Annotated in this window: 22 protein-coding genes; 5 read left to right on the plus strand and 17 right to left on the minus strand. The window is 58.9% G+C overall.

Going from position 1 to position 21,417, the window contains the following annotated elements; all coding sequences use genetic code 11:
• Positions 1-95: 95 nt before the first annotated feature.
• Positions 96-1,244, plus strand: a complete 1,149-nt coding sequence (locus CAURIC_RS09835; protein ID WP_290182694.1) for an HAD family hydrolase — start codon at positions 96-98, stop codon at positions 1,242-1,244.
• Positions 1,245-1,364: 120 nt separating this feature from the next.
• Here CAURIC_RS09835 and CAURIC_RS09840 read toward each other — a convergent pair whose 3' ends face one another.
• The 5 genes from CAURIC_RS09840 to CAURIC_RS09860 all read right to left on the minus strand — a co-directional run bounded on the left by CAURIC_RS09840 (position 1,365) and on the right by CAURIC_RS09860 (position 5,104).
• Complete coding sequence (locus CAURIC_RS09840) at positions 1,365-1,466, minus strand: 30S ribosomal protein bS22 (RefSeq protein WP_003855542.1); 102 nt, start codon at positions 1,464-1,466, stop codon at positions 1,365-1,367.
• A gap of 284 nt (positions 1,467-1,750) precedes the next feature.
• Positions 1,751-1,951, minus strand: a complete 201-nt coding sequence (locus CAURIC_RS09845; protein WP_035113556.1) for a helix-turn-helix domain-containing protein — start codon at positions 1,949-1,951, stop codon at positions 1,751-1,753.
• Positions 1,952-2,170: 219 nt separating this feature from the next.
• On the minus strand, positions 2,171-2,992 hold the full coding sequence (gene proC / locus CAURIC_RS09850; RefSeq protein WP_035113555.1) for a pyrroline-5-carboxylate reductase: 822 nt from the start codon (positions 2,990-2,992) through the stop codon (positions 2,171-2,173).
• Between the two features lie 105 nt (positions 2,993-3,097).
• On the minus strand, positions 3,098-4,060 hold the full coding sequence (locus CAURIC_RS09855) for a hypothetical protein (protein ID WP_035113554.1): 963 nt from the start codon (positions 4,058-4,060) through the stop codon (positions 3,098-3,100).
• Positions 4,061-4,168: 108 nt separating this feature from the next.
• A complete protein-coding gene (locus CAURIC_RS09860; protein ID WP_035113553.1) occupies positions 4,169-5,104 on the minus strand; it encodes a Ppx/GppA family phosphatase in 936 nt (311 codons plus the stop codon).
• 86 nt (positions 5,105-5,190) lie between these two features.
• Here CAURIC_RS09860 and CAURIC_RS09865 point away from each other — a divergent pair, with 86 nt between their 5' ends.
• Entirely contained in the window at positions 5,191-6,165 is a 975-nt protein-coding gene (locus CAURIC_RS09865; RefSeq protein WP_290182697.1) for a DUF3109 family protein, read from the plus strand.
• On the opposite strand, the gene CAURIC_RS09870 is transcribed toward CAURIC_RS09865, so the two are convergent.
• The 6 genes from CAURIC_RS09870 to mshA form a co-directional block, all read right to left on the minus strand.
• Complete coding sequence (locus CAURIC_RS09870) at positions 6,162-6,854, minus strand: response regulator transcription factor (RefSeq protein ID WP_035113832.1); 693 nt, start codon at positions 6,852-6,854, stop codon at positions 6,162-6,164. The genes CAURIC_RS09865 and CAURIC_RS09870 overlap by 4 nt on opposite strands.
• Before the next feature lie 103 nt (positions 6,855-6,957).
• Entirely contained in the window at positions 6,958-8,250 is a 1,293-nt protein-coding gene (locus CAURIC_RS09875; RefSeq protein WP_084588118.1) for a sensor histidine kinase, read from the minus strand.
• A gap of 29 nt (positions 8,251-8,279) precedes the next feature.
• The gene (locus tag CAURIC_RS09880; protein ID WP_052094910.1) at positions 8,280-9,062 is read right to left on the minus strand and encodes a phosphoglyceromutase; all 783 of its coding nucleotides are present in this window, start codon (positions 9,060-9,062) and stop codon (positions 8,280-8,282) included.
• A gap of 51 nt (positions 9,063-9,113) precedes the next feature.
• Positions 9,114-9,743: a type III secretion system chaperone family protein gene (locus CAURIC_RS09885; RefSeq protein ID WP_084588117.1), complete on the minus strand. Its 630-nt coding sequence runs from the start codon at positions 9,741-9,743 to the stop codon at positions 9,114-9,116.
• 101 nt (positions 9,744-9,844) lie between these two features.
• Positions 9,845-11,302: an HNH endonuclease signature motif containing protein gene (locus CAURIC_RS09890; RefSeq protein ID WP_235700699.1), complete on the minus strand. Its 1,458-nt coding sequence runs from the start codon at positions 11,300-11,302 to the stop codon at positions 9,845-9,847.
• Positions 11,303-11,818: 516 nt separating this feature from the next.
• Positions 11,819-13,078, minus strand: coding sequence for a D-inositol-3-phosphate glycosyltransferase (mshA, locus tag CAURIC_RS09895; RefSeq protein ID WP_290182701.1), 1,260 nt, complete (start codon positions 13,076-13,078; stop codon positions 11,819-11,821).
• Positions 13,079-13,273: 195 nt separating this feature from the next.
• Between mshA and CAURIC_RS09900 the strand changes: the two genes are divergently transcribed.
• The gene (locus CAURIC_RS09900) at positions 13,274-15,046 is read left to right on the plus strand and encodes a long-chain-fatty-acid--CoA ligase (RefSeq protein ID WP_052094909.1); all 1,773 of its coding nucleotides are present in this window, start codon (positions 13,274-13,276) and stop codon (positions 15,044-15,046) included.
• Between the two features lie 29 nt (positions 15,047-15,075).
• Here the strand turns inward: CAURIC_RS09900 and CAURIC_RS09905 are convergent, their stop codons facing one another.
• On the minus strand, positions 15,076-15,375 hold the full coding sequence (locus CAURIC_RS09905; protein WP_052094908.1) for a YdeI/OmpD-associated family protein: 300 nt from the start codon (positions 15,373-15,375) through the stop codon (positions 15,076-15,078).
• 113 nt (positions 15,376-15,488) lie between these two features.
• Entirely contained in the window at positions 15,489-16,835 is a 1,347-nt protein-coding gene (locus tag CAURIC_RS09910) for a UDP-N-acetylmuramate dehydrogenase (RefSeq protein WP_425474810.1), read from the minus strand.
• Positions 16,836-16,858: 23 nt separating this feature from the next.
• Between CAURIC_RS09910 and CAURIC_RS09915 the strand changes: the two genes are divergently transcribed.
• Both CAURIC_RS09915 and CAURIC_RS09920 read left to right on the plus strand, forming a co-directional pair.
• Positions 16,859-17,356 (plus strand): DUF2505 domain-containing protein, encoded by a 498-nt coding sequence (locus CAURIC_RS09915; protein ID WP_035113552.1) that lies wholly within the window; start codon positions 16,859-16,861, stop codon positions 17,354-17,356.
• Positions 17,357-17,426: 70 nt separating this feature from the next.
• The gene (locus CAURIC_RS09920; RefSeq protein ID WP_035113551.1) at positions 17,427-18,458 is read left to right on the plus strand and encodes an LmeA family phospholipid-binding protein; all 1,032 of its coding nucleotides are present in this window, start codon (positions 17,427-17,429) and stop codon (positions 18,456-18,458) included.
• Here CAURIC_RS09920 and deoC read toward each other — a convergent pair.
• The 4 genes from deoC to CAURIC_RS09940 form a co-directional block, all read right to left on the minus strand.
• Complete coding sequence (gene deoC / locus CAURIC_RS09925) at positions 18,421-19,194, minus strand: deoxyribose-phosphate aldolase (RefSeq protein ID WP_290182707.1); 774 nt, start codon at positions 19,192-19,194, stop codon at positions 18,421-18,423. The two genes, CAURIC_RS09920 and deoC, sit on opposite strands and share 38 nt — an antisense overlap.
• Positions 19,191-19,502: a DUF2516 family protein gene (locus CAURIC_RS09930; RefSeq protein WP_070434597.1), complete on the minus strand. Its 312-nt coding sequence runs from the start codon at positions 19,500-19,502 to the stop codon at positions 19,191-19,193. The genes deoC and CAURIC_RS09930 overlap by 4 nt, the downstream gene beginning before the upstream one ends.
• 5 nt (positions 19,503-19,507) lie before the next feature.
• Positions 19,508-20,851 (minus strand): DUF445 domain-containing protein, encoded by a 1,344-nt coding sequence (locus CAURIC_RS09935; protein WP_084588116.1) that lies wholly within the window; start codon positions 20,849-20,851, stop codon positions 19,508-19,510.
• A 207-nt stretch (positions 20,852-21,058) separates the two neighbouring features.
• Entirely contained in the window at positions 21,059-21,379 is a 321-nt protein-coding gene (locus CAURIC_RS09940; RefSeq protein WP_035113550.1) for a hypothetical protein, read from the minus strand.
• Positions 21,380-21,417 lie beyond the last annotated feature (38 nt).

Consider the following 21,417-nt stretch of genomic DNA (forward strand, 5'->3'; position numbering starts at 1 on the left):
TTCGTTTCCCCCGTGAGTCTAGTCCTCTCACGCGACAACCCCTTCTACCCAGATCCGCGTCAGCATGCGAGGCAGCCTGCGGTAAGTTAGGGACTGTGAAATTCGAGCCCCGTCATCTGTATACTGCCGCGGTCGCCCAATACGAACGGACAGAGCAGTCCGCGGGCCGTATTGCACGTGCGATTAATGGCCGCGCGCAGGGGGTTTACCGCGAAATCCTCAGCCGCCGGGTTTTTCCAGCACGTGGGGAAAGCGCACAAAGGGAGGCCGGCGAGGCGTCGGCAAAAATAGCCCTCCAGCCCACCGTCACTGAAACAGACGACCGGTTGGGGCATGCGGCGTGGAAGCATAGCGTGACCCGGGAGCAACTGCAGGGTGGAATCGCCAACGTGGAGGGCGCGGCTGCCGCGGCGCGAGGTCGCCATCATTTGAATGTCCCGGATCCCAACATCCCGCAGGACCCTGGCGCGGCCGCCTTTTTCGATGTGGATAACACGCTAATCCGTGGCGCGTCCATTTTGCTGTTCGCGCGAGGGTTGGCGAAGAGGCGGTTTTTTACGATCGGTCAGATCGTGGGATTCGCATGGAAACAGCTGAAATTCCAGCTGGTGGGCGAAGAGAATGCCGGCGATATTTCTGAGGGTCGCGATCAGGCCTTGGGGTTTGTGAAGGGGCGTGAAGAATCTGAGGTCGTGGCATTGGCCGAGGAAATCTGGGCGGCCACAATTGCCGAACGCATCTTCCCCGGCACCCGAGAACTGGCGGATATGCACCTGCAGGCGGGCCAGCAGGTGTGGCTGGTTTCCGCTACCCCAGTGCAGTTAGCGCAGGTCATTGCCCGCGAACTGGGCTTCACCGGGGCGTTAGGCACCGTCTCCGAAGTGAAGGACGGTAAGTTCACTGGCCGGATGGTCGGCGACCTCCTGCATGGCCCCGGTAAGAAGTATGCGGTGGCTGCGCTTGCCGAGCGCGAGGGCCTAGACCTGCAGCGCTGCACGGCCTATTCCGATTCCGTCAATGACGTACCCCTATTGTCCATGGTGGGGACTGCGGTGACGGTCAACCCGGATTCCGCCCTGCGCTCCGAAGCTAAAAAGCGTGGCTGGGAAGTGCGGGATTATCGCCGCCGCAAGCGCGCATGGCAACGCGTTCGCAACAGCGCATCGTCAGCCAAATCGAGTGCGAAGTACGCCGGCAACCGGGCTCGAATTGAGGCACTCCAGCTGCGGGGTCGCCGGCGGTAGTGGCCTAAGCCAGGAATCCGTACCCGTTGCGAACACGGAAAATCCGCCCTCCTTGGACAAGGTTGAACAAGGTAGGGCGGATACGATCTCCACAGTCCGGCGGAGGTGCCGGCGCGGAGATTACTTTCCGAGCTTCCGTCGCTGAACGCGGGTCCGGCGGAGCATCTTGCGGTGCTTCTTCTTGGACATGCGCTTACGGCGCTTCTTAATGACAGAACCCATAACGGGAACCTCGCTTTTCGTCGCTTCGCTTACAAATCTTCTAACGCGCGGTACCGGCGATTTTGCACCCCTCACCAGCGTTGTTGCCTCCAAGCCACCGAAGCCGGTGAACTTTAGGAGCCACTGGGGAGCGCAAGTTCACGCTTGGTCCGCAGCCACGGTGCCGGGGGCGGTGCCGACACGAATGGTCATTACTTTACCCTGCCCCGCTGGTGAGAACCAAAAACCCCCACCAACTCGGCCGGGACGCCGAGCAAGTGGGGGCTTGGCTAAATAGCGCGGTCTTAGCCGGTCTGGGAAGGTGTGTACACCGATGCACCCAAGTACTCGTTAACTGCGCTTTCACGCACCCGGAAGTTACGGCCAACCTGAACAGCTGGCAGTTCCTCGGAGTGGATCAAACGGTAAACAGTCATCTTCGACACACGCATCAGTTTGGCAACCTCCGCGACGGTCAAAAATGCTCCATTGTCGTTATTAGCCATGTAAATTCACTTTCCTTGCGCTGCCATGCGCTGCAGGCTTCCCCTCCTGCAGGACTTCACACGTCAATCGCTCTTGGCCATAATAACGTGAATGTAGTGACTTGTGTGAGCTCAGGGGGAAATATATGTTTTTGTTACTTCAGAGAACCCCGATGACCTGCGGGGACGCATGTGACCAATGTGATCGTTGCGCCCCCTCCTCCGGGGGTTATACCGGGGTTACCCCAATTCACGGGAACGGTTAGCGCAATCCTCTGCCGCGTGGAAGAAAGCCTTCCGCAGACCGTGTTCCTCCAGGGCGCGCAAGGCTGCGGCGGTGGTTCCACCGGGGCTGGTCACCTTGGCACGCAACTCGGATGGGCCATCACCGCCTTCTTCCTCTTGTCCGCGCACCATCATGGCTGCGGCGCCCTCAATCGTGGAGACCGCCAGCTGCTCCGCCAGTGGTCGCGGTAGGCCTTGTTGCACGCCTGCATCCACGAGCGCTTCAACGGCCAAGAAGAAGTACGCAGGACCGGAGCCAGACACTGCCGTGACTGCATCTAGGTCCTTTTCTTTGACGATGACCGCGGTGCCGACCTTACCCATGATTTCCTGCACGGCCTCTAGGTGATTCTCTTCAGCAAACCGTCCACCGGCCAGCGCACTGGTACCCTTGCCCACCAGCATTGGGGTGTTTGGCATGATGCGCACCACCGGGGTACCAGCGGGAAGGGCCGCCTCCATCGATTCCAGGGTCACACCCGCAGCCACAGAGACAACCACAGTTTCACTATCGTTGTCGTCTAAGGTATCGGCCACCTCTTGGAAGACTGGGACAATAACGTCGGGCTTCACACAGTTAAAGAGGATATCCGCGCCCTCTGCAGCTTCCACTGCCTCCAAAGTGGTGATAACCCCGTATTTATCCTTGAGGTAATCTAGGCGTTTCTGCGCACGGTCAGCAACAACGACCTTCTTCGCGTCTCCTCCGTCGGCAATAATTCCCGACAGGAGTGCTTCACCGATATTTCCGCCACCAATAATTCCAATGTTTGTCATGCACTCCAGCGTGCCAGCCTTCGTGATAGCTCGCCACCGTCGCCCCCTGACGTGCACATAAAAAAGCTGCGCCGGTCGTTTCCAACCAGCGCAGCTTCAGTGCCACTACATGCCCAAAATAAGTCGCGGTCCCACCGTCAGCACCAGACCAACGATGAATGCCAGCAGTAGAATCCACTTGTCCTTGTGACGAAGGATTGCATGCACGATTCCCACTAGGAACAGAGTGACTGCCAAAGCAAGGATGAGAACGATGCCTGCGCCCATCCGGTCCCACAGCATCGAGAATCCGAAGAACACGCCAACGCCGAGCACCACGGCCAGCAGCGCCTGAACGATCATCGCGGGCCAGGAGATGCGGTCGTCTTCATATTCAAGAACCTCGTGCTCCCCGAGCTGGGCCTGCAGCTTACGGACCTCTTCGTTGTCGGGAAGGGGGGCTGAATTGCTCTTCGTTCCGGGCAGTTTTTCTTCTGGCAGCTTCTTTTCTTTCGACGCCACACGCTCCCGTGCCTCCGCCGGGACCTTCCCCTCTGTCTTCGCGCCAGGCTTCGAAGCCGCACCAGCACCCGCGGCCGCAACACCTGCAGCAGGGCGCGGTGCCTTAGTTGCGGTACCCGTCTGTGGAGCCTCGACAGGCTTCTCTGCAACCTTGGCCGCTGGTTTCTCGGCAGGCTTCTCGGCAACCTTGGCCGCAGGTTTCTCTGCAACCTTGGTCACTGGCTTCTCAGCAGGCTTCTCCGCAACCCTAGCCGCAGGTTTCTCGACAAGCTTCTCAGCAACCCTGGCCGCTGGCTTCTCGGCAGGCTTCTCAACAACCTTGGCCGCTGGTTTCTCGGCAGGCTTCTCAGCAAGCTTGGCCGCTGCCTTTTCAGCAGGCTTTTCCGCCCCCTCTTCCCCTTCAAGATGCTCATCTTTGACAACAGGGATGTTGCCAGTCAATTCAGCAACAGAAACACCGCCATGCTCCAAGCTGCGACGACGGCGGCGCGGACGATCGGCTTCGCCGTCCTTCGGAGTGCGGCCGCTCCTCGCCAAAAGCTCAGCGACGGTCAGCTTTTCGCTCATCCCTTTTGTCCCATCATTGTCTAAAGCTCAACCTACAGTTCAGATATGTTACCCGTTGCCCCCTAGAACGCACGAAAACGCGCCGGGCGGCAACCACCTACAAGGAAGCTACCGCAGCAGCTCTTCCTGATCAGTGTGATAGAAAATCACACCCTCGCGCAGCGCCCAGGGGCAAATATGCAGCGAATCGATCTCCAGCTTGCGCAGCGCCGCCTCTGCGACCAGCGCACCCGCAACGACCTGGTGAGAGCGGTCGGAACTCACACCCTCCAGCTCAGCTCGGTCCGCCGCAGTCATACGCGAAATGAACGCAATCAACTGGCGCAGACCCGCCTGAGTCAAGGTCCTCTTCACTCGCGGGCCTGCCGACGAAGGCGCAGCACCAGTCAGTCGAGCCAGCATCCTGAACGTCTTGGACGTACCCACAGCCAAATCGATCGGTCCAGCACCCAAGAGCCTCTCTACAGGCACTTCCAGCTCGGCGTCGATATATTCCCGAAGCTCAGAGACGGCCTTCCGCGACGGCGGGTCCGTCTCAAACCACTGCCGGGTCAATCGGCCGGCACCCAAATCCAAGCTGCACGCGACATCCGGGTTCTCATCCACTCCAACGGACATCTCCAACGATCCGCCACCAATATCTAGGTCGCAAATCCGCCCCGCCGACCAGCCGTACCAGCGTCGCACCGCCAGGAACGTCAACCGCGCTTCTTCCTCACCAGTCAGGATCCGCAGGCGGACCCCAGTCTCATCCTCGACGGTATCTAACACGTCCTCGGAATTGGATGCAGACCGGATCGCCGACGTTGCAAAAGGCAGCATCTGCTCGCACCGGAACTGCTCGGACATTTCCTTCGCCAGAGCAACCCCGGTCACGAGCTTATCCACGCCCTTGTCGTTGATGTTTCCCTTCTTATCCAGGTACTCCACCAGACGCATGGGAGTTTTCCAGTTACTCATCGGGGTTGGCGGGCCACCGCGGTGGGCGTCCACCACCACGAGGTGGACCGTATTACTGCCAACATCAAGCACACCTAATCGCACCCCTTTACAGTAACGCGTCTACGGTGAATATCGTGAGTGGAACATCGAACTCTTCTGCCCCGTGGCCGTCGCCTACTATCTTTTCTATGTCGACGCCCCCTTCTTCCCCAGCCCCCAATACCCCTCTGGCCAGCGGTTTCCCCGATGGAACCAAAGCGGATTTGTCCGTGCAGGCGGGTCAGGAATTGCCGGTAGATTTCTCGCGCGAATGGCTTGAATATCTCGACCCAGAAGATTCAGAGCACATCATTCAGATCGATCTGACATGGATGCTGTCAACATACCGGTGCCATTTCGGGACCAGTGCATGCCGTGGCATCGATTCTTCGAATCCCGATGCGGGCTGCTGCGGTCACGGCGCGTTCCTCACCGACGACGATGACCGCGAGGCACTCAAGACCGTTGCCGAGGCCCTCACTGATGAAGACTGGCAGCTGCGCCGGTGGTGTTTGAACCGGACTGAGCGCGGTGATGGTTCCGTTGGCGATATTGCCGACCTCGAACCCTGGTTGGAGTGGGACGAACTAGAAAACGACGAGGGTGACATGGAACCCGCGCTCAAGACCATCACCTCAAACGGGGCTTGCGTGTTCGCCAACCGCTCCGATTTCGACGGCAACAAGGGTTGCGCGCTCCACGGGTGGGCGTTGAACAACGATGTCCCGTTGACCGTCGCCAAGCCTGAAGTCTGCTGGCAGCTCCCCCTGCGGCGCCTCGAGGCCTGGGAAACCCGTCCCGACGGCCGCGAGCAGCTGCGCACCACGATTACCGAATACAACCGTCGTGGCTGGGGGGACGGGGGCGAGGACTTCGATTGGTACTGCACGACCGACCCCAACTGTCACGTTGTGGATACCCCGACTGCCGATTCCCCCGCGATCTGGTCCACTCACCGGGACGAGCTGATTGAGCTGATCGGTGAGTCCTCCTATGAAGTGCTCGCCGATCACTGCCGCCAGCGCGAAGCGATGGCGAGGGTCTCCCCCAGCGGGTTTCCACTTCTTGCTATACACCCCGCGACGGCGGTCGCAGCTGGGCGTCGGGAAGAAAAGAAGAACTAGCCCTCGAACTTGTAACCCAGCCCTCGCACCGTAAGCAACAGCTGCGGGCGAGACGGGTGGCGCTCGATCTTGGAGCGTAGACGCTTGATGTGGACGTCGAGAGTCTTCGTATCACCCACATAGTCCACGCCCCACACGCGGTCGATCAACTGCCCGCGAGTCAGAACCCGACCAGAATTCCGCATGAGGTATTCCAGCAAGTCGAACTCCTTGAGTGGCATGGGAACGGGCTCACCATCCACGGTGACGATGTGCCGCTCCACGTCCATGACCACGCGATCCTCACGCAAGATCTGACCGTCATCGAACTGCTCGGGCTGCTCCTGCTCCCCACCTCGGCGTAGCACCGCGCGAATACGGGCGATGAGCTCCCGGGCGGAGTATGGCTTGGTGACGTAATCATCCGCCCCCAGCTCCAAGCCCACCACTTTGTCGATTTCACTATCCCGGGCGGTGACCATGATCACGGGCACAGAGGATGTCTGCCGCAGCTGACGACAGACCTCGGTGCCGGACATCCCCGGCAACATGAGGTCCAAGAGAACAATGTCGATATTCTCAGCGGCGAACGTATCTAGCGCCGTCGGGCCGTCAGCCGCCACATGAACCTCAAAACCCTCCTTCTTCAAAAGGAACGCCAAGGGCTCGGCCAAAGACTCTTCGTCTTCAACTATCAATACGCTCGTCACGATGCGAAACTGACCTTCCACAAGTTGCGGGTTTACCTGCTGTGAATGTTACCGTCATCGCACGTTTCGTGCGCGGTAACCAGCACACGGGGTAGACGGGGCTCTAGGAATCCTTTTCTGCGTGCAATTGTCGCTGCGATTGTGGCTGCGATTCTATTTCCGACGCCTCGTCCTCCACCAGGATCTGCTTCATCTTTGGAACCACGGGTTCCTCGGGAACGGAGCGCCCGGTGCTGGCCTTGATCTCGTCGTAAGCCGGCAACTCGAGAGCAAACGTGGAGCCGGTACCAGGCCGGGACCACAACGTCACGCGGCCACCATGATTAGCCATGACGTGCTTGACGATCGCTAGGCCCAACCCGGTGCCGCCCGTGTTGCGGGAGCGGGCTTTATCCACGCGGAAGAAGCGCTCGAACACGCGCTTTTGATCTTCCTGCGAGATGCCGATCCCCCTGTCGGTAACTCGGATGATGACGTTGCCATCCACGACTTCGCGCGAGATGGAAACCGGGGTGGATTCGGGCGAGTAGTTAATGGCGTTCGTGATCAGGTTAGTGACGCTGGTGACAAGCAGACTTTGATCACCTCGGACCATCGCGCCACTCTTGTCGTCAGTTTTCAACTCGATGCCCACGGCCTCGGCGGACATGCGCGAGCGGTCGATGGCCTCGTCGATAATCTTGTCCACACTGAGGATATCCGGATCCGGCAGCGATTCCGCGCCTTGAAGCTTGGAAAGGCTGATGAGTTCGGTGATCATCTGGTTCATACGGGCGACCTCGGCATGGAGTTTTCCGCCAAAGTACTCGACGGCTTCCGAGTCGTCCTTGACTTCCATCATCGTCTCCACCAACAAGCTGATGGCGCCGACGGGTGTTTTAAGTTCGTGGGAGACGTTGGCCACGAAGTCACGGCGCGCGGACTCCATGCGAACGTGTTCGGAATCGTCCGTAGCGTAGATCACCACAAAGCGGTCATCCACCAAAGACAGAAGCTGAACTTGTCCTGCCACGGCGATCACCGGGCGATCGCTACGGCGCGGCGGGGGTAGGAAGTTTACCTCGCGTGGTTCATGGTCTCCGAGCACTTTCTCAACCACGCTCCATACTGCGGAGTTCAGGGCGCGCTCGTGAACCAAGCCCAGCTCGTGCGCGCTCGGGTTGGACAGCACAACCTTGCGGCGCTTATCCACGACAGCCACGGCCGTTGGCGCCGACTGAATCGCGTAGTGGAGCACTTGGGACACCGTGGACACGCGGTCCCCCTGCAGCTCATGGCGGGTCCGAACATTGCGGCGCGCCTTAATGTTCTTGCGGTACGCCCACATGGCAAAGAGGCCAATGGCGATGCCACAGACTAGTCCGCCAAGGCTTCCTGCGATTAGCTCAGCGCTCACTGATTACTTACAACTATCGCTGACGGCAACTACTTGTTCTCGCCCTGCGCCGCTACGGCAGCAGCGCCTGCAGCCGCAGCTTCTGGATCCAGGTAGTTACCGCCTGGGTTGAGGACGTTGCCATCGGCGTCGGTGAAGTAAACCAGCGGGATACCGGTTGGGATGTTCAGTCCGGCGATGTCTTCGTCGCTGATGTTGTCCAAGTGCTTGACCAAGGCGCGTAGGGAGTTACCGTGGGCGGCAATCAGCACAGTCTCACCGTTGGCGAGACGAGGTTCAATCTCCTCTTGGTAATAAGGAATGAAGCGCTTGACCACGTCTAGCAGGCACTCGGTCCGCGGGATCTCGTTGAGGCTGGAGTAGCGCGGGTCGTTGGTCTGCGCGTACTCGTTGTCCAGTTCAATCGCCGGTGGTGGGGTGTCGTACGAACGGCGCCAGCTCATGAACTGGTCTTCGCCGTACTTTTCCTTGGTCTCGGCCTTGTTCAGTCCCTGCAGAGCGCCGTAGTGACGTTCGTTTAGGCGCCAATCGCGGATCACAGGGATCCAGTGGCGGTCGGCGGCATCCAGGGCGAGGGCAGCGGTCGTGATCGCGCGACGCAACAGGGAGGTGTACAGCACCTCAGGCTCGAGACCCGCTTCCTTCAGCATCTCGCCACCACGGACGGCTTCCTGCCGGCCTTTCTCGGTGAGCGCAACGTCGACCCAACCAGTGAACTGGTTGGAAGCGTTCCACTCGGATTGACCGTGTCGCAGCAGAATAAGGGTGCCACGAGCTTCGGATGGCTTCTTCAGGGAGGTTTGCTCAGTCATAGTTCTATATTGCCACAGCTGAATCCCCGTAGCGTGCGGTATCGCTACAGGTTACGGCTGGGGTTTCTCGCCTTCGGATTTGTCTTCTTGGGGTTCGTCGTCTTGGCGTTTGTCTTCTTGGGGTTTCTCGTCAGGCTCATCCTCACGCGGGTTATGGATATTCGACGCCAACTTGGATCCCGGCGGCGGCGCCAGCAAGCTGACTTCAGCTTCACTGGGTTTAAGGTGCGCGAATGCCGCTAAGTTAAACGTCGGCTCTCCACGCGATAACCGCCAAGCCCATTCATGACGAATGGACGAAGCAAAACCGCGCTCTAGGATGCGGTTGAAGTCCGCGTCCGCGCGCTCTAATACCTGTCCCAGAATGCGCTGAATATCGTCGGCCGTCGTCGAATCAGGAAATTGCCCCACCAGGTAGATATCGTTGTTGTGGTCTAGGGTGTAGTGCACACCGAGGCTGCGCCGGTTTGCTTGGAGCAGAAGTTTATATACTTCCTCGTGCGCTTCCTCCACTTTGCGGCAGATGAAAGCCTCGACGCGGAACGTCCCCTGCTGCGGAATGAAGATGCAGTTGGTTTTGAGGCGCTTCTCGCCTGGCAAAACCACAACCACGTTGTCTTCGTGTTCCTGGTACTCCACCTGAGCTTGGTCGAGCAATGTGCAGATACCTTTGCGATCCATACTCCTAACGCTACCTAAATTAGGCAGGTTACTGTCAGCGCAGGTAATTCATCCCCCTTGCGCTCTCCGTGGGCCATCTCTTTATCCCCCGCTTCGTTCCCTTAGAATGGTGGCTCGTCTCCCAAGTTCCGTTGTCGGCGCCTGCGGTTGTATTCCGCCAGGGCCAGAGTGCGCCGCACCGCTCGGTGGCGGAAGGTCTCACGACCGAGTGGACCATTCGGCGCCGTCATGACTATGTGGCCATCGCCCTGACTTGTCCAGGTTTCGATGCCGTCTTGGTCAATAGACACGTCCCACGCGCCGGTTGTCTTTGCGTTGTGATGCTTCGCGCAAAGACAATGCAAATTCGACGTATCCGTCGCACCCCCTTCACTAGGTCTTTCGTGGTTGTATCGCTGTACATGGTCAAGCTGGCATTTGTGCGCTGGCACCTCGCACCCGGGAAATCGACACGTCCCGTCCCTCCCCTCGACACTAGCCCGCACGATTGGAGTTGGAGAGTACCCCTCGTTGCTTGCTTTACCCGGCGCTTGGATGTGTGTCACTCGCTTCAGCCATTCCTCGGTCGCCATAGATCCAAGCCATCCTCCGGCGGCCCAGATCTTGGAGTCTGGCAAATCCACTCGGCGGTACAAGTTCAGGTGGATTTCGGCCTTCGTCTCCCCGCGAATCAGCTTCATCAACGCCTCCGCCCGGGAGCAGTTTTCCTTCGCCCGCACGTTGTCTAGTGCCGCGGTCATTTCAGCCGCTTCTAATTTAGGCATACTCAAGAAGAATTCAGTGGTTTCATCCGGTCGGTCGTCTATATCCAATCGCAGCGCCGGCCCGTCACTTCCCTGTGGCTTCTCTCTCGGCAGCGGGTCTTCGTTCGGATCTTTCGGCCGCGCGGAAGGTTCATGTTGCTCGACTATTTCTCTTATCCGACGCCGAATCGTCCCCGTCCCAAGCATTCCCTGACTGTTCACAGTGGGTGAGATCGCCTCGCGTACAAGTGGCTCGATGAGTGAAGCCACTTCATCACTCACGGCTGCCAACCCCTCCGAAACTATCCGCCAGATATCCAAGGAATAAGCTCCCGATTCCCCCAGTTCTACGAGGGAAGGAAATCTCTCAAATGTGAGTCCGATCTCGATCAAAGTGAGAGCACGAAATTCCGGCAGCCCGAGCCTGACAGACAATCGCGTTTGCACGTCCGATACGCAATCGTCCATATCCGGCGTACACGATCGAGCCAGGCGCACATGCGCCCGATTGATTTCACACATCGATGCGCTCAGTGCATCTGCGGGATCGGTCACTCGCCAGCTGGGAACCGGGCCGGAACGTGCGAACTCACCAGCCGAGCCGTCTTGCTCGCAAGGCGGACCAACGGGCTCGCCGAAAAGATCCGTGGGCCGGCCGGTTGGAACGGGGTTGTCGGGTGAACTGGTTTGGTGCGGTTCGCTAGATGAACTGGGTTGAGTGGGGGTGTTAGGTGGGTCTGTCTGGCCTGGTTGTTGTCGCTGGTGCGGTTGGCGGTCTTCTGGTTCTTCGTAGGGCTGAGTGGGCTGGTCGAACATCGTTTTCCTCCCCGGCGCGGAAATCCCCATCCACGCTGATAAAGCGTTCGCGGTTTTTAGCTGCTGTTTTCGTTTATTCGTTCCTGGCCAAGCTTTGGCGTTCTACCTGCACTGTTTCCTGGCCAAGCTCTAGCGTTCTACCTGCACTGTTTCCTGGCCAAGCTCTAGTGTTCTACCTGCACTGTTTCCTGATCGGGCTCTAGGTTTCAACACCTGCTACCACTATAAAGTCAGCGCCAGACATCCCCTCTGACAAAAGTTTAGAAAATCGAACATACACTGTGAAACAATGCAAATCCCAGTCAAAACTCAAGCCAGAAGGCGCTAATTTGTAGGCGCCAGCCAGAGGGCGCGAGCCGGTCGGCCTCAGGCAGCCAGCCCCAACCAGAGAGCACTAACCAAAAGGCCCCAGGCAGTCGGCCCCAACCAGAGAGCACTAACCAGAAAGCCCCAGCCAGTCGGCACTACCCCTCGCCCTGCTGCCAGCCCCCTCCGGGCTGCCCCTCTACAAGGCCCCTACCCCTCCGGGTGGCGCTCCCCGCCGAATCCCGCGGGTGGCAGATTTTCGTAGATCTCCTTCAAACGAGCCGAAGATACCGCCCAACTAAACTTCGCGGCGTGCTGCGGCGCGTACTCGCCCATCTTGATGCGCCGGGAATCGTCCGTCACCAGCTCGCCTAGGGCGTCGGCCCACTGGGAAACCTCGCGCCCATCCACCAGTAAGCCAGACCTGCCGTCATCCACAGCGATAGGCAGCCCACCGATCCGCGTTGCGACGACCGGAGTACCACACGCCTGCGCTTCCAGTGCGACCAGCCCAAACGATTCATTTGAACTCGGCACCGCAATGATATCGGCCGCTTGGTAGACGGACACCAGTTCCTCCGGGGGGCGAGGGGCGAGGAACCGCACATAACAACTAATACCCAGCTCAATCGCCAGCTCTTTCAGCTCCGCCAAGCTATTACCGTTGGACCCCGACGACCCCCCACAAATAACCACACTCACCAACTCGTCCGGATGGCGCTTCACTACTTCGGCCACCGCACGCAGCAACAAGTGTGGGCCTTTAAACTTTTGTAGACGCCCCACAAACCCAATGACTTTCGCCCTCAGCGGGATACCCAACTCTCGCCGACTGCGTTCGGTGGCACGATCCGAGCCGGGAGTGAAGTGCTCTACGTCCGCCCCAGGGGCGACCACGCCGATGGAGCACGTGGAGGCGTCGTACCCTGCAACAAGATCCGCCACCTCAGCTTCGGTGTTAACGATGAGCAAATCGGCGTTATCCACAATCTGTTGCTCGCAAATACGCCGCGTTTCCGGCTCGCGAACGTCATCCTCGGCCAGGGAGTTATTCTTCACGGCAGCCAACGTATGCGCCGTGTGCACCCATGGAATCTGCCACAGATCCCGAAGCAGCCAACCGACCTGACCCGATAGCCAGTAATGAGAATGGATGAGGTGGTAGGTGATCCCGTGCTCCTTCGCGAATGTCCACACAGAGCCGGTAAAGGCCGCCAACTGTGTGGGCAAATCCTCTTTGCGTAACCCCTCGTAAGGGCCGGCCACGCAATTGATAACGCGAAAACCCGGCGCAACGCGCACAACTTCCCCTTGCAGCGGGCGCGTGGCCCGAGTGAACACATCGACTTCCACCCCGAGGGCCGCCAACTGCATGGCGCTGTTGCGAATATAAACATTCATCCCCCCGGCATCACCCACACCGGGCTGTTCTAAGGGAGAGGTGTGCATTGAAATCATCGCCACGCGCATGACCGCTATTGTAGAACGCCCGTCGCAGCGAAGCCCCACCGCAGTGTGCCCCTTTCGCACTGTTTTACACCCCCTTTGCACGAATTATTGGATTCCGCGTGGAATTCGTATTTGTTTCGTTAGGCTTAGTTCAATGCAACCCCAGCCCATTAACTCGCACCAGCGGGTTTTACTGCGTAGTGAAGGACTGAAACGATGACAAACCCCACCGAAACCCCCGGATCCGGACCGGCTGCCCACGCCCCCGAAGGCACGGCTTGGAAGGAGAAGCCCTACCTGAAGTACTACGCAGACTGGACCCCCCACAGCCTGGAGTACAACAACGATTCCCTGCTCGACATGCTCGATCGCACGGTGGATGCCAACCAAGACAAGACAATCATCGAGTTCTTTGGCGCATCCACCACGTACGGGGAATTCCGGGACCAAGTCAACTCCGTCGCAGCCGGTTTACGTGAGCTGGGTGTTCGCAAGGGCGATCGCGTCGCTATGGTACTGCCGAACTGCCCGCAGGCACTGATCTCCTTCTTCGCAATCCAGCGCTTGGGCGGTGTGGTGGCAACGCACAACCCGCTGTACACCGCACGGGAACTGGAAGGCCCCTTCAAGGATCACGCGGCAAAGATCGTGATCGCATGGGACAAGGTCGCTCCCCTGTGTCAACAGCTGGTGGGGAAAACACCGCTGGAGAAAGTCATTTCCGTCAACATGATCGAGGCGATGCCACTGGTCAAGCGCCTTGCACTGAAGCTGCCGATCAAAGCTATCCGCGAGAAGCGTGACCAGTTACACGCTCCCGCGAACGGCACCATTCCTTTCAGCAAGTTGCTGGATAAGAGCTTCGGTGGCAATGGTTCAAACGTACGCACCGCCGATGGTGTGGACGGCAGCTGGCCAGCCGTGATCATGTTCACCTCTGGCACTACCGGCAAGCCCAAGGGTGCGCAGCTAACGCATGGCAACATCATGGCAAACGTTGTCCAGGGCTTGGCTTGGGTTAAGGACTTGGGGGCGTCGGGCCAAGAAAAGTACCTAGCTGCCCTGCCTCTATTCCACATCTACGGGCTGACGTTGACCGCTGCGCTGGGCGTGGCCACCGCCGGCAAGCTGGTATTGCTGCCGAAGCCCGAAATCCCTCTCATCGTGGATCAGCTCAATAAGGAGCTGCCCACGTACATGCCAGGCGTACCCCCGCTGTACGACAAGATCATGGAAGCCGCAGACGAGCACGACATCGATCTGCGCGGCATCAGCAATGCGCTGTCAGGCGCGGCTCCCCTACCCGTTGCGACCACCCAACGCTGGGAAAAGAAGACCGGCGGAAAGATCGTGGAAGGTTACGGTCTCACCGAAACTTCCCCCATCATTGTGGCAAACCCCATCACGCCTGACCGCCGCGCGGGTTTCATCGGTATTCCATTCCCAGATACCGAGCTGCGTGTAGCTGACCCCGACGATCTGTCCCGCACCATGCCCGATGGTGAGGCTGGCGAGCTGCTAGTTCGTGGCCCGCAGGTCTTCGACGGCTACATCAACATCCCAGACGAGGATCAACCGTTCTTCGAGGATTGGTTCTGTACTGGGGACATGGCCGTGATGGAGGAAGACGGTTTCATCCGAATCGTCTCGCGTATCAAGGAAATGATCATCACCGGCGGGTTCAACATTTACCCTGCTGAGGTGGAGGAATTCCTCGAGGAGCACGAGCAGATCCAAAAGGCCGGTGTGGTCGGTTTACCACTCGACGATGGCTCGGAGGAGGTCGTTGCTGCGGTAGTTCTGGCCCCTGGGGTTCAGGAATCTGATTTCGACGCCGACAAGGTCCGCGAATGGGCCCGTGAAGGCCTCACGCGATACAAGGTGCCACGTCGCTACTTTGTCATTGACGAAATGCCGGCCGACTTGATCGGTAAGATCCGTCGCCGCGAGGTGAAGGATCTGGTGCTGGAGATTGAGGGCAAGAAGTAGATAGCCCAGAGAAGCTATCCGGGAAGTACCTAGGCCTTGCCCGTACGCTCCCGGTGAGCGCACCCTGGCCAACAGCAAGGGCGCCGCATGCCTTCTTCTAGTTCCTCCCGGGTTCGGCGAATACGCCGAGCTCGGGTTTCCGCTTTCTTAGCGCTGGTCACCCAGCAGATGAATTCATTGCGACCCAGTGGGGTAAGGTTCTGCCACAACTCGAGCGTAGCGGGTTCGGCCCGCAAGGCTTCCCCAAGGTCAGCGGGCAAAGCGTGCACAACGCCACCGGCCACACCTTCCCAGTCCACGACAGCCGGTGGGGTTAAAAAGTCGGTCATGTTGGTTCTCCGATTCTCCTTGGATCTGTTTTCGCAAGTAGTGCTCATTCCACCGTGGCGGGCCACATCAGATGGTTGCTCCCAGCCACATCAGAAGGTTAGTCCCAGCCACATCAGATGGTTAGTCCCAGCCAAATCGGCTCAGGTTCGAGCTCTACTCCAAAAGCCTCCCACACCCCATTGCGCACAGCGCGGGCCAGTTGGACAATATCCGCGCTGGTGGCCCCGCCACGATTAGTGAGGGCCAGAGTGTGTTTGGTGGATAGCGAGGCCACAGTATTACCCTCCACGTGCCATCCCTTCGAAAACCCCGCGCGTTCGATCAACCATGCGGCGGAGAACTTGTAACGCTCGACAGGATTCTCCTCGGGGCTCCTTTCGAGGCTCCTTTCGAGGGTCCCCTCGAGACTCTCGGATGAAGTCGGAGCACAAAGGCTGCGTGTAGTTGCCCTACCCTTATCCGCATTATCCCCAACCGCACTGCGCCCCGCGGAATAAACGGGCATGGAATCGGCTTCCTCGTCGCCACATCGCTGCCGGACCGCGGCAATAACCGCATCCCGGGCTGCCTCGCCTTCCACGATGGGGTTAGTGAAAAACGATCCTGCAGACCACGTGTCGTGATCTTCCGGATCTAAAACCATGCCCTTACCTGCGCGCAGCTGCAGCACCGCCTCGCGCACCTCGGCGACTGGACGCCGTGCATCGGCGGTGGCCTCTTCCGCAGTAACGCCCACACGACGAGCAAGCTCTCCGAAACGCAGCGCGGTTGACAAGCCATCCGTACGCAGCTGGAACTCCACGGCGGTGACCACTCCACGGTTAGTGAATTTCAGATTGGAATAGCGATACGCCAAGTCTAAGGCCTCCGGCTGCACCCACTCCCACGTCTTCGCCTCGCGGTCATACAGCTGCACCCGCTTGAGAACCTGCGAGACTTCAGCACCATATGCCCCGACATTCTGAACCGGCGTAGCACCCACCGAACCGGGAATGCCACTAAGGCACTCCAACCCGCCCAGTCCGGCAGCAACGGTCGCTGCTACTAACTGGTCCCACTCCACGCCGGCGTACGCCCGGACAAGCCCAGTGGATTTGTCGATGGCAACATGCCCCTCGGCAGCACCGTGATTCCAAACAGCAGCGTGGGAACCGTTTTCAGGAGAATCCGAGGTTGTCACCCAAACAACGACTAGATCGGAAACCTGCGGACCATCCCCCACCACCAGGTTCGATCCCCCACCCACGACAATAAGCGGAGTGCGGGTGGCGTCGAGTTCAGAAACCACCCAACGTAAAGCCTCGGGCGAGAGGCATTTGATAACACCAGCGGGCCGACCACCGATGCGAAGGGTGGTGAGCTCGGCAAATGTCGTGTCTACCGCCTCAATGTCAGCAGATTGTGCACAGGCCACGAGGTCTTTAGCGATGGTCTTTAGCTCAGTATCCGAATTCGTCACTCTTATAAAGGTAGTCTGTTGTCATGACTACTCACAGTGAGAACACTGCAACTATCAACGCACCAATTGAAAAGGTCTACGAGGCCCTGTCCTCGAAGGCGTACTGGGACTACGAAGCCGAGAAGATCGGCGACGAACCTGGCGAAGTAAATTCCTTCACCCCCGACCCAATCGAGGTCGTACTGTTTGAGCTGCTTCCAAAGGCCGCTCTACCAGAGGCCGTACGCGCCATGGTTTCGCAGGACCTGAAGCTGAAGCGCGCAGTAAAGTTCGGCCCACTTGCCGAGGAAACCACCACAGGCGAGATGCACGCAGAGATCAAGGGTGCTCCCGTTACCTTCGATTCCGAGGTCAAGCTGACCGGTGCAGGCGAAACTACCACCCTGAACGCAGATTCCACCGTAGATGTGAAAATCCCCATGATGGGTGCCGTTCTGGAGCCCAAGGTTGCCGAGTGGTTGGAAGATTTCCTGACCCGCGAGGCCGGCCTGCTCGAAGCTTGGATTAACGAGAACCTGTAAATCTAAATCTTCGATGGGAACTTCCCTAACCATGTGGAGAAATCCACCTGTTTAGGGAAAACTAGTTTGGGTGAATACACCGCAACAGCCTTACTCAAACCCACAGCCGTCGTGGGGTGGGCAACCCACACAGGACGCGCAGTCCTCGTGGAACGCCCAGCCCCAACCCCAGAAGAAGTCCAAGAAGGGCCTAACAATCCTTCTGAGCATCTTGGTAGTTCTTCTGCTCCTCATCGCCCTAGCAGAATTCGGCCTACGCGCTTACGTCAAGGGGCAAATCGTAGATGGCGTGAAGCAGCAAGCGGCACAGTCCAACACCGCTATTACCAGCGACCCGAAGGTCAGCTTTGGATCCAGTTCTCTTCTGCTCGGAGCACTGGGAGGCAACATTAAGCAGGTGGACATCACAATCCCCTCCAGTCTCAAGATCTCTCATCCAAACGGTGATCAGGGCACACCGCAGGTCGATGGCAACCCAGAAGTGCACATCCTTGCCAAGGGAATCAAGGGCAAATCTGAATCGGATATGCGTGCAAGCGATTTGACCATGCAATCCGAGATTCCTACCGAATTGATGCTGGCCCAAGCTCAGAAAAACCAATCGCAAAGCTCGTCGAGTTCCAACAACGCCCTGGCAGGTATGTTCACGCTCACCGGCATTAAAACCGATCCGGAGTCCGGAGTACTGGACTTCGAGATCGGCGGCGGCCTAGCGAAACTCTCGATGAAACCCAAGGCGGAAAATGGCAATCTGACCATGGACGTTGAAGGTGGAAAAGTGCTGGGGTTCGACTTGCCCGAAACGATTGTTAACTCGATTCGTGACTCCCTCACCAAGCAATCCCAAGGCGGGATGATTGAAGGCATGGACGTCACGGACGTCAAGGTCACCGAGCGTGGTATGGAAATACACATGCACGGTACAGATGTCGACCTGGCCAAGGTCGGAGGCCAGGGTGCGACAACGGATCAAGGTGGCGGCGATCAGGGGGGCAGTGGTGGCAGCAGTGGCAGCGACAGCAACCAAGACGAAAACCCCGTTCAACCAGATCGCCCGTACGGCTCTAGCGGTGGGGGCTACGGTTCCAGCCGGGCTGCTTAACGCCCTCGAGGATAGCCGGCGCAGCCGAGACCCCCAAGCGGGTAGCTCCCGCTGCGATCATGGCAACAGCGCTATCCCAGTCGCGAATTCCGCCCGAAGCCTTTAACCCAACCAATCCTTGGGCTTGCATGACCTCATCGGGCATCCCTAACGGAGCTTGGCATTTCATAGCCTGTAGTTCCTGGGCCATGATCTTCACAGCCTCCACGGTGGCGCCACCCGCAGGGTGGAACCCCGTGGAGGTTTTAACGTAATCAGCGCCAGCGTTGACCGCCGCGCGCACCGCCACGCGCAATTGCTGCTCCGTAAGCGCAGCACTCTCCAGAATCACCTTGAGCACAACCGGCCGCGGGATCGCCTCGCGTATAGTCATCAGCTCACTCAGCAACGCGTTCGAATCCTCGGCGATGGCTGCCGCCACATCAATGACAACGTCCACCTCATCAGCACCACACTGCACCGCTAGGCGCGCCTCGGTGGCTTTAATCAAGCTAGCGTGCTTACCGCTGGGGAAACCCGCTACGGTTGCGATACGAATGGGAGCCGCATCGCCCTCAGTCCCCGCACGCCCCGCGAGAGGCAGCATCGACGGGGACACACAGACGGCCATGCACTTCAGGCGCGTGGCGGCGTCGATAAGAGAAGCAACATCATGGCGCGTAGCCTCCGGCTTTAACAGCGTGTAATCCAGAAGTCCAGCGACAAAGTCCCGAGTGAGATTGGATGTGTCGATCACCACGAACCACCCGCATTGCCCAAGGCATCGTTCACACCCGGGCGCACGTCCTGCCAGTAAATGCCCACAATGACCGCGGCGATGATCCACAACATGTCGAAATTGACGAATAGCGCAAGCACGGACAAAGCCGTGGCGCCACCCATGAGCATCAACCAGTTCTGCTTCTGGCGGTCAATGACCGTGAAAGCATCTTCGCGCGTGCCGACTGCAGTGACCAGCCCGACGATCGAAAGAATCAACACAATCGCAATGATGACCAAGTAGATCCATCGGATGCCTGCTGCTATTGCCCAAATCGCCGTCATGACGGTTATGATACCGCGAAGATCAACTCAGTCAGAGTGTAAATCGCCAGTCCGGCCAAAGCGCCCACGACAGTGCCGTTAACGCGAATGAACTGCAGGTCCTTACCCACCATCAATTCGATGCGGTCGGAAGCCTCTTCCGCGTCCCACCGTTCCACGGTTTCACCAATAACACCCGTGACCTTATCCACGTGGTTTTCCGCCACATAGCTGGCTACGCGCACGATCCCGTCCTCCAGGCGGGCGGCCCATTCAGGATCGCTGCGCAGCTTATCGGCGGCCTCACGCAGCCATTCGGCAATCTTGACCCGCAGCACGGAGTGCTCGTCGCGGGCCATGTCCGTCAGCGTAACCCGCGCGCCTTCCCAGAGCTTCCCCGGAAGCGCCTGCACTGGTCCGGACGTCATGACTTCGCTCTTGAACTTCTCTATTCGTTCGATCATCTTCGGATCGTGCTGTAGGTCTTTCGCCAACGTGGCAATGAATTTCCGCAGCTCCCGGCGGGCATCGTGGTCCGGGTTGTGGCGCACATCGTGCGTGAACCCGACCAGCTCCGTGTACACCTTCGACCCCACCAGGTCTCGAATGAACCGCGGTGCCCAGGTGGGGGTGCGCTCGTCGATAAGGCGCACCACAAAATCCTCACTGTTGTGCGCACGATCGTCCATCCATACCACCACGGCGTCGACGATGGGCTCAGTCCGGCCCTCTTCGATCAGCTGCTCCAGCCCTCGGCCCAGCGGTGGCGCCCACATCGGCTCGTTGAGCTTGTCCACCACCACCGCCCGCAACACGTGCTCGGCCATCGCCGGATCGATATCATTGACCGCCCGATCCACCACATGGCAAATCTGTTCACTGGCGCGTTCCGCGTTGTTCCCGGCCAGCAACTGATCGCTGATCAGCTTGGGGATCTTGGCTTTGCGCAACTGTTCAGTAATCGCAGCGGAGTTGAAGAAGTTCTCCCCCACGAACTCGCTGAGCTGGTGACCCACCTGGTCTTTCTTGCGCTTAATGATCGCCGTGTGCGGGATGGGGATTCCCAGCGGGTGGCGGAACAGCGCCGTCACCGCGAACCAGTCCGCCAGGGCGCCGACCATTCCCGCCTCAGATGCCGCCCGCACATATCCAATCCATCGCCCCGGGTTGCCTTGGTATTCCATCCAGCGCATCAGCACGTAGATCAAGGTCGCAAGGACCAGTAGCCCCGTCGCAATCGCTTTGTGCTTGCGTAGGTCCGCACGCCGTTCCGCTTCGGCCTCGGGGCTTGGCCCTGGCACCGGTAGTCCGTTTATCTGGTCCGACGCCACGCTATCCCCATTTTCATTCACCACAGTCACCCGCCCCATTATTCCATTGGGATGCCCCGTAGTGATACCGGCGACGGAAAATAACCCGTAGGTCGGACGAGGAGGGTGGGCAGGAGCACAAACAAGCAAAGGCACCGTGTGCCTACGTGAGGCCACGGTGCCTTTGTGGAGGTGCCAGTCTACAGCGCTATGGCAGCGCCACTGGCGAACTGTGAATCAGACGTTATCCGTCTAACGGGGCTTGCCCTAGTGGATACGCCCGGAGCGCTTGACGTACTCGCGATAGTTCTTCCGGCCGAGGTGGACCAAGAAGAAACCACCGAACAGGAAAAACGCGGCCAAGATAGCCGCACCGATGGTGAGGGTCGTGGCGTTCTCCTGAACTCCATTAACCATATTGGCGAGACCAAATACCAACGCTCCGAGGAATGCCAGGGAGGTCAGGATGAAGCCCATACCCACCCATGTTGCGGTACGCAGCAGGGAGGAGTGTGGCGCTTCGAAGCTCACAGGAACGTAATCGTCCGCGTAGTGCTTCTCCATGTAGAGCTCAGCTGGGATAGCCATCGTCTATTCCTACTTTCCTTCAGAATTCTTTAATCAGT

Source organism: Corynebacterium auriscanis (assembly GCF_030408435.1).
In the GTDB taxonomy this organism is placed as follows: domain Bacteria; phylum Actinomycetota; class Actinomycetes; order Mycobacteriales; family Mycobacteriaceae; genus Corynebacterium; species Corynebacterium auriscanis.

Coding starts and splice junctions, on each gene's coding strand:
- CAURIC_RS09885 (WP_084588117.1), bottom strand. CDS start 9,743: ATGGATCGCAAAGGTATCTGCACATTGCTCGACCAAGCTCAGGTGGAG.
- CAURIC_RS09915 (WP_035113552.1), top strand. CDS start 16,859: ATGACTACTCACAGTGAGAACACTGCAACTATCAACGCACCAATTGAA.
- CAURIC_RS09890 (WP_235700699.1), bottom strand. CDS start 11,302: ATGTTCGACCAGCCCACTCAGCCCTACGAAGAACCAGAAGACCGCCAA.
- CAURIC_RS09940 (WP_035113550.1), bottom strand. CDS start 21,379: ATGGCTATCCCAGCTGAGCTCTACATGGAGAAGCACTACGCGGACGAT.
- CAURIC_RS09880 (WP_052094910.1), bottom strand. CDS start 9,062: ATGACTGAGCAAACCTCCCTGAAGAAGCCATCCGAAGCTCGTGGCACC.
- CAURIC_RS09900 (WP_052094909.1), top strand. CDS start 13,274: ATGACAAACCCCACCGAAACCCCCGGATCCGGACCGGCTGCCCACGCC.
- CAURIC_RS09855 (WP_035113554.1), bottom strand. CDS start 4,060: ATGAGCGAAAAGCTGACCGTCGCTGAGCTTTTGGCGAGGAGCGGCCGC.
- proC (WP_035113555.1), bottom strand. CDS start 2,992: ATGACAAACATTGGAATTATTGGTGGCGGAAATATCGGTGAAGCACTC.
- CAURIC_RS09905 (WP_052094908.1), bottom strand. CDS start 15,375: ATGACCGACTTTTTAACCCCACCGGCTGTCGTGGACTGGGAAGGTGTG.
- CAURIC_RS09845 (WP_035113556.1), bottom strand. CDS start 1,951: ATGGCTAATAACGACAATGGAGCATTTTTGACCGTCGCGGAGGTTGCC.
- CAURIC_RS09865 (WP_290182697.1), top strand. CDS start 5,191: ATGTCGACGCCCCCTTCTTCCCCAGCCCCCAATACCCCTCTGGCCAGC.
- CAURIC_RS09930 (WP_070434597.1), bottom strand. CDS start 19,502: ATGACGGCGATTTGGGCAATAGCAGCAGGCATCCGATGGATCTACTTG.
- CAURIC_RS09935 (WP_084588116.1), bottom strand. CDS start 20,851: ATGGGGCGGGTGACTGTGGTGAATGAAAATGGGGATAGCGTGGCGTCG.
- CAURIC_RS09840 (WP_003855542.1), bottom strand. CDS start 1,466: ATGGGTTCTGTCATTAAGAAGCGCCGTAAGCGCATGTCCAAGAAGAAG.
- mshA (WP_290182701.1), bottom strand. CDS start 13,078: ATGCGCGTGGCGATGATTTCAATGCACACCTCTCCCTTAGAACAGCCC.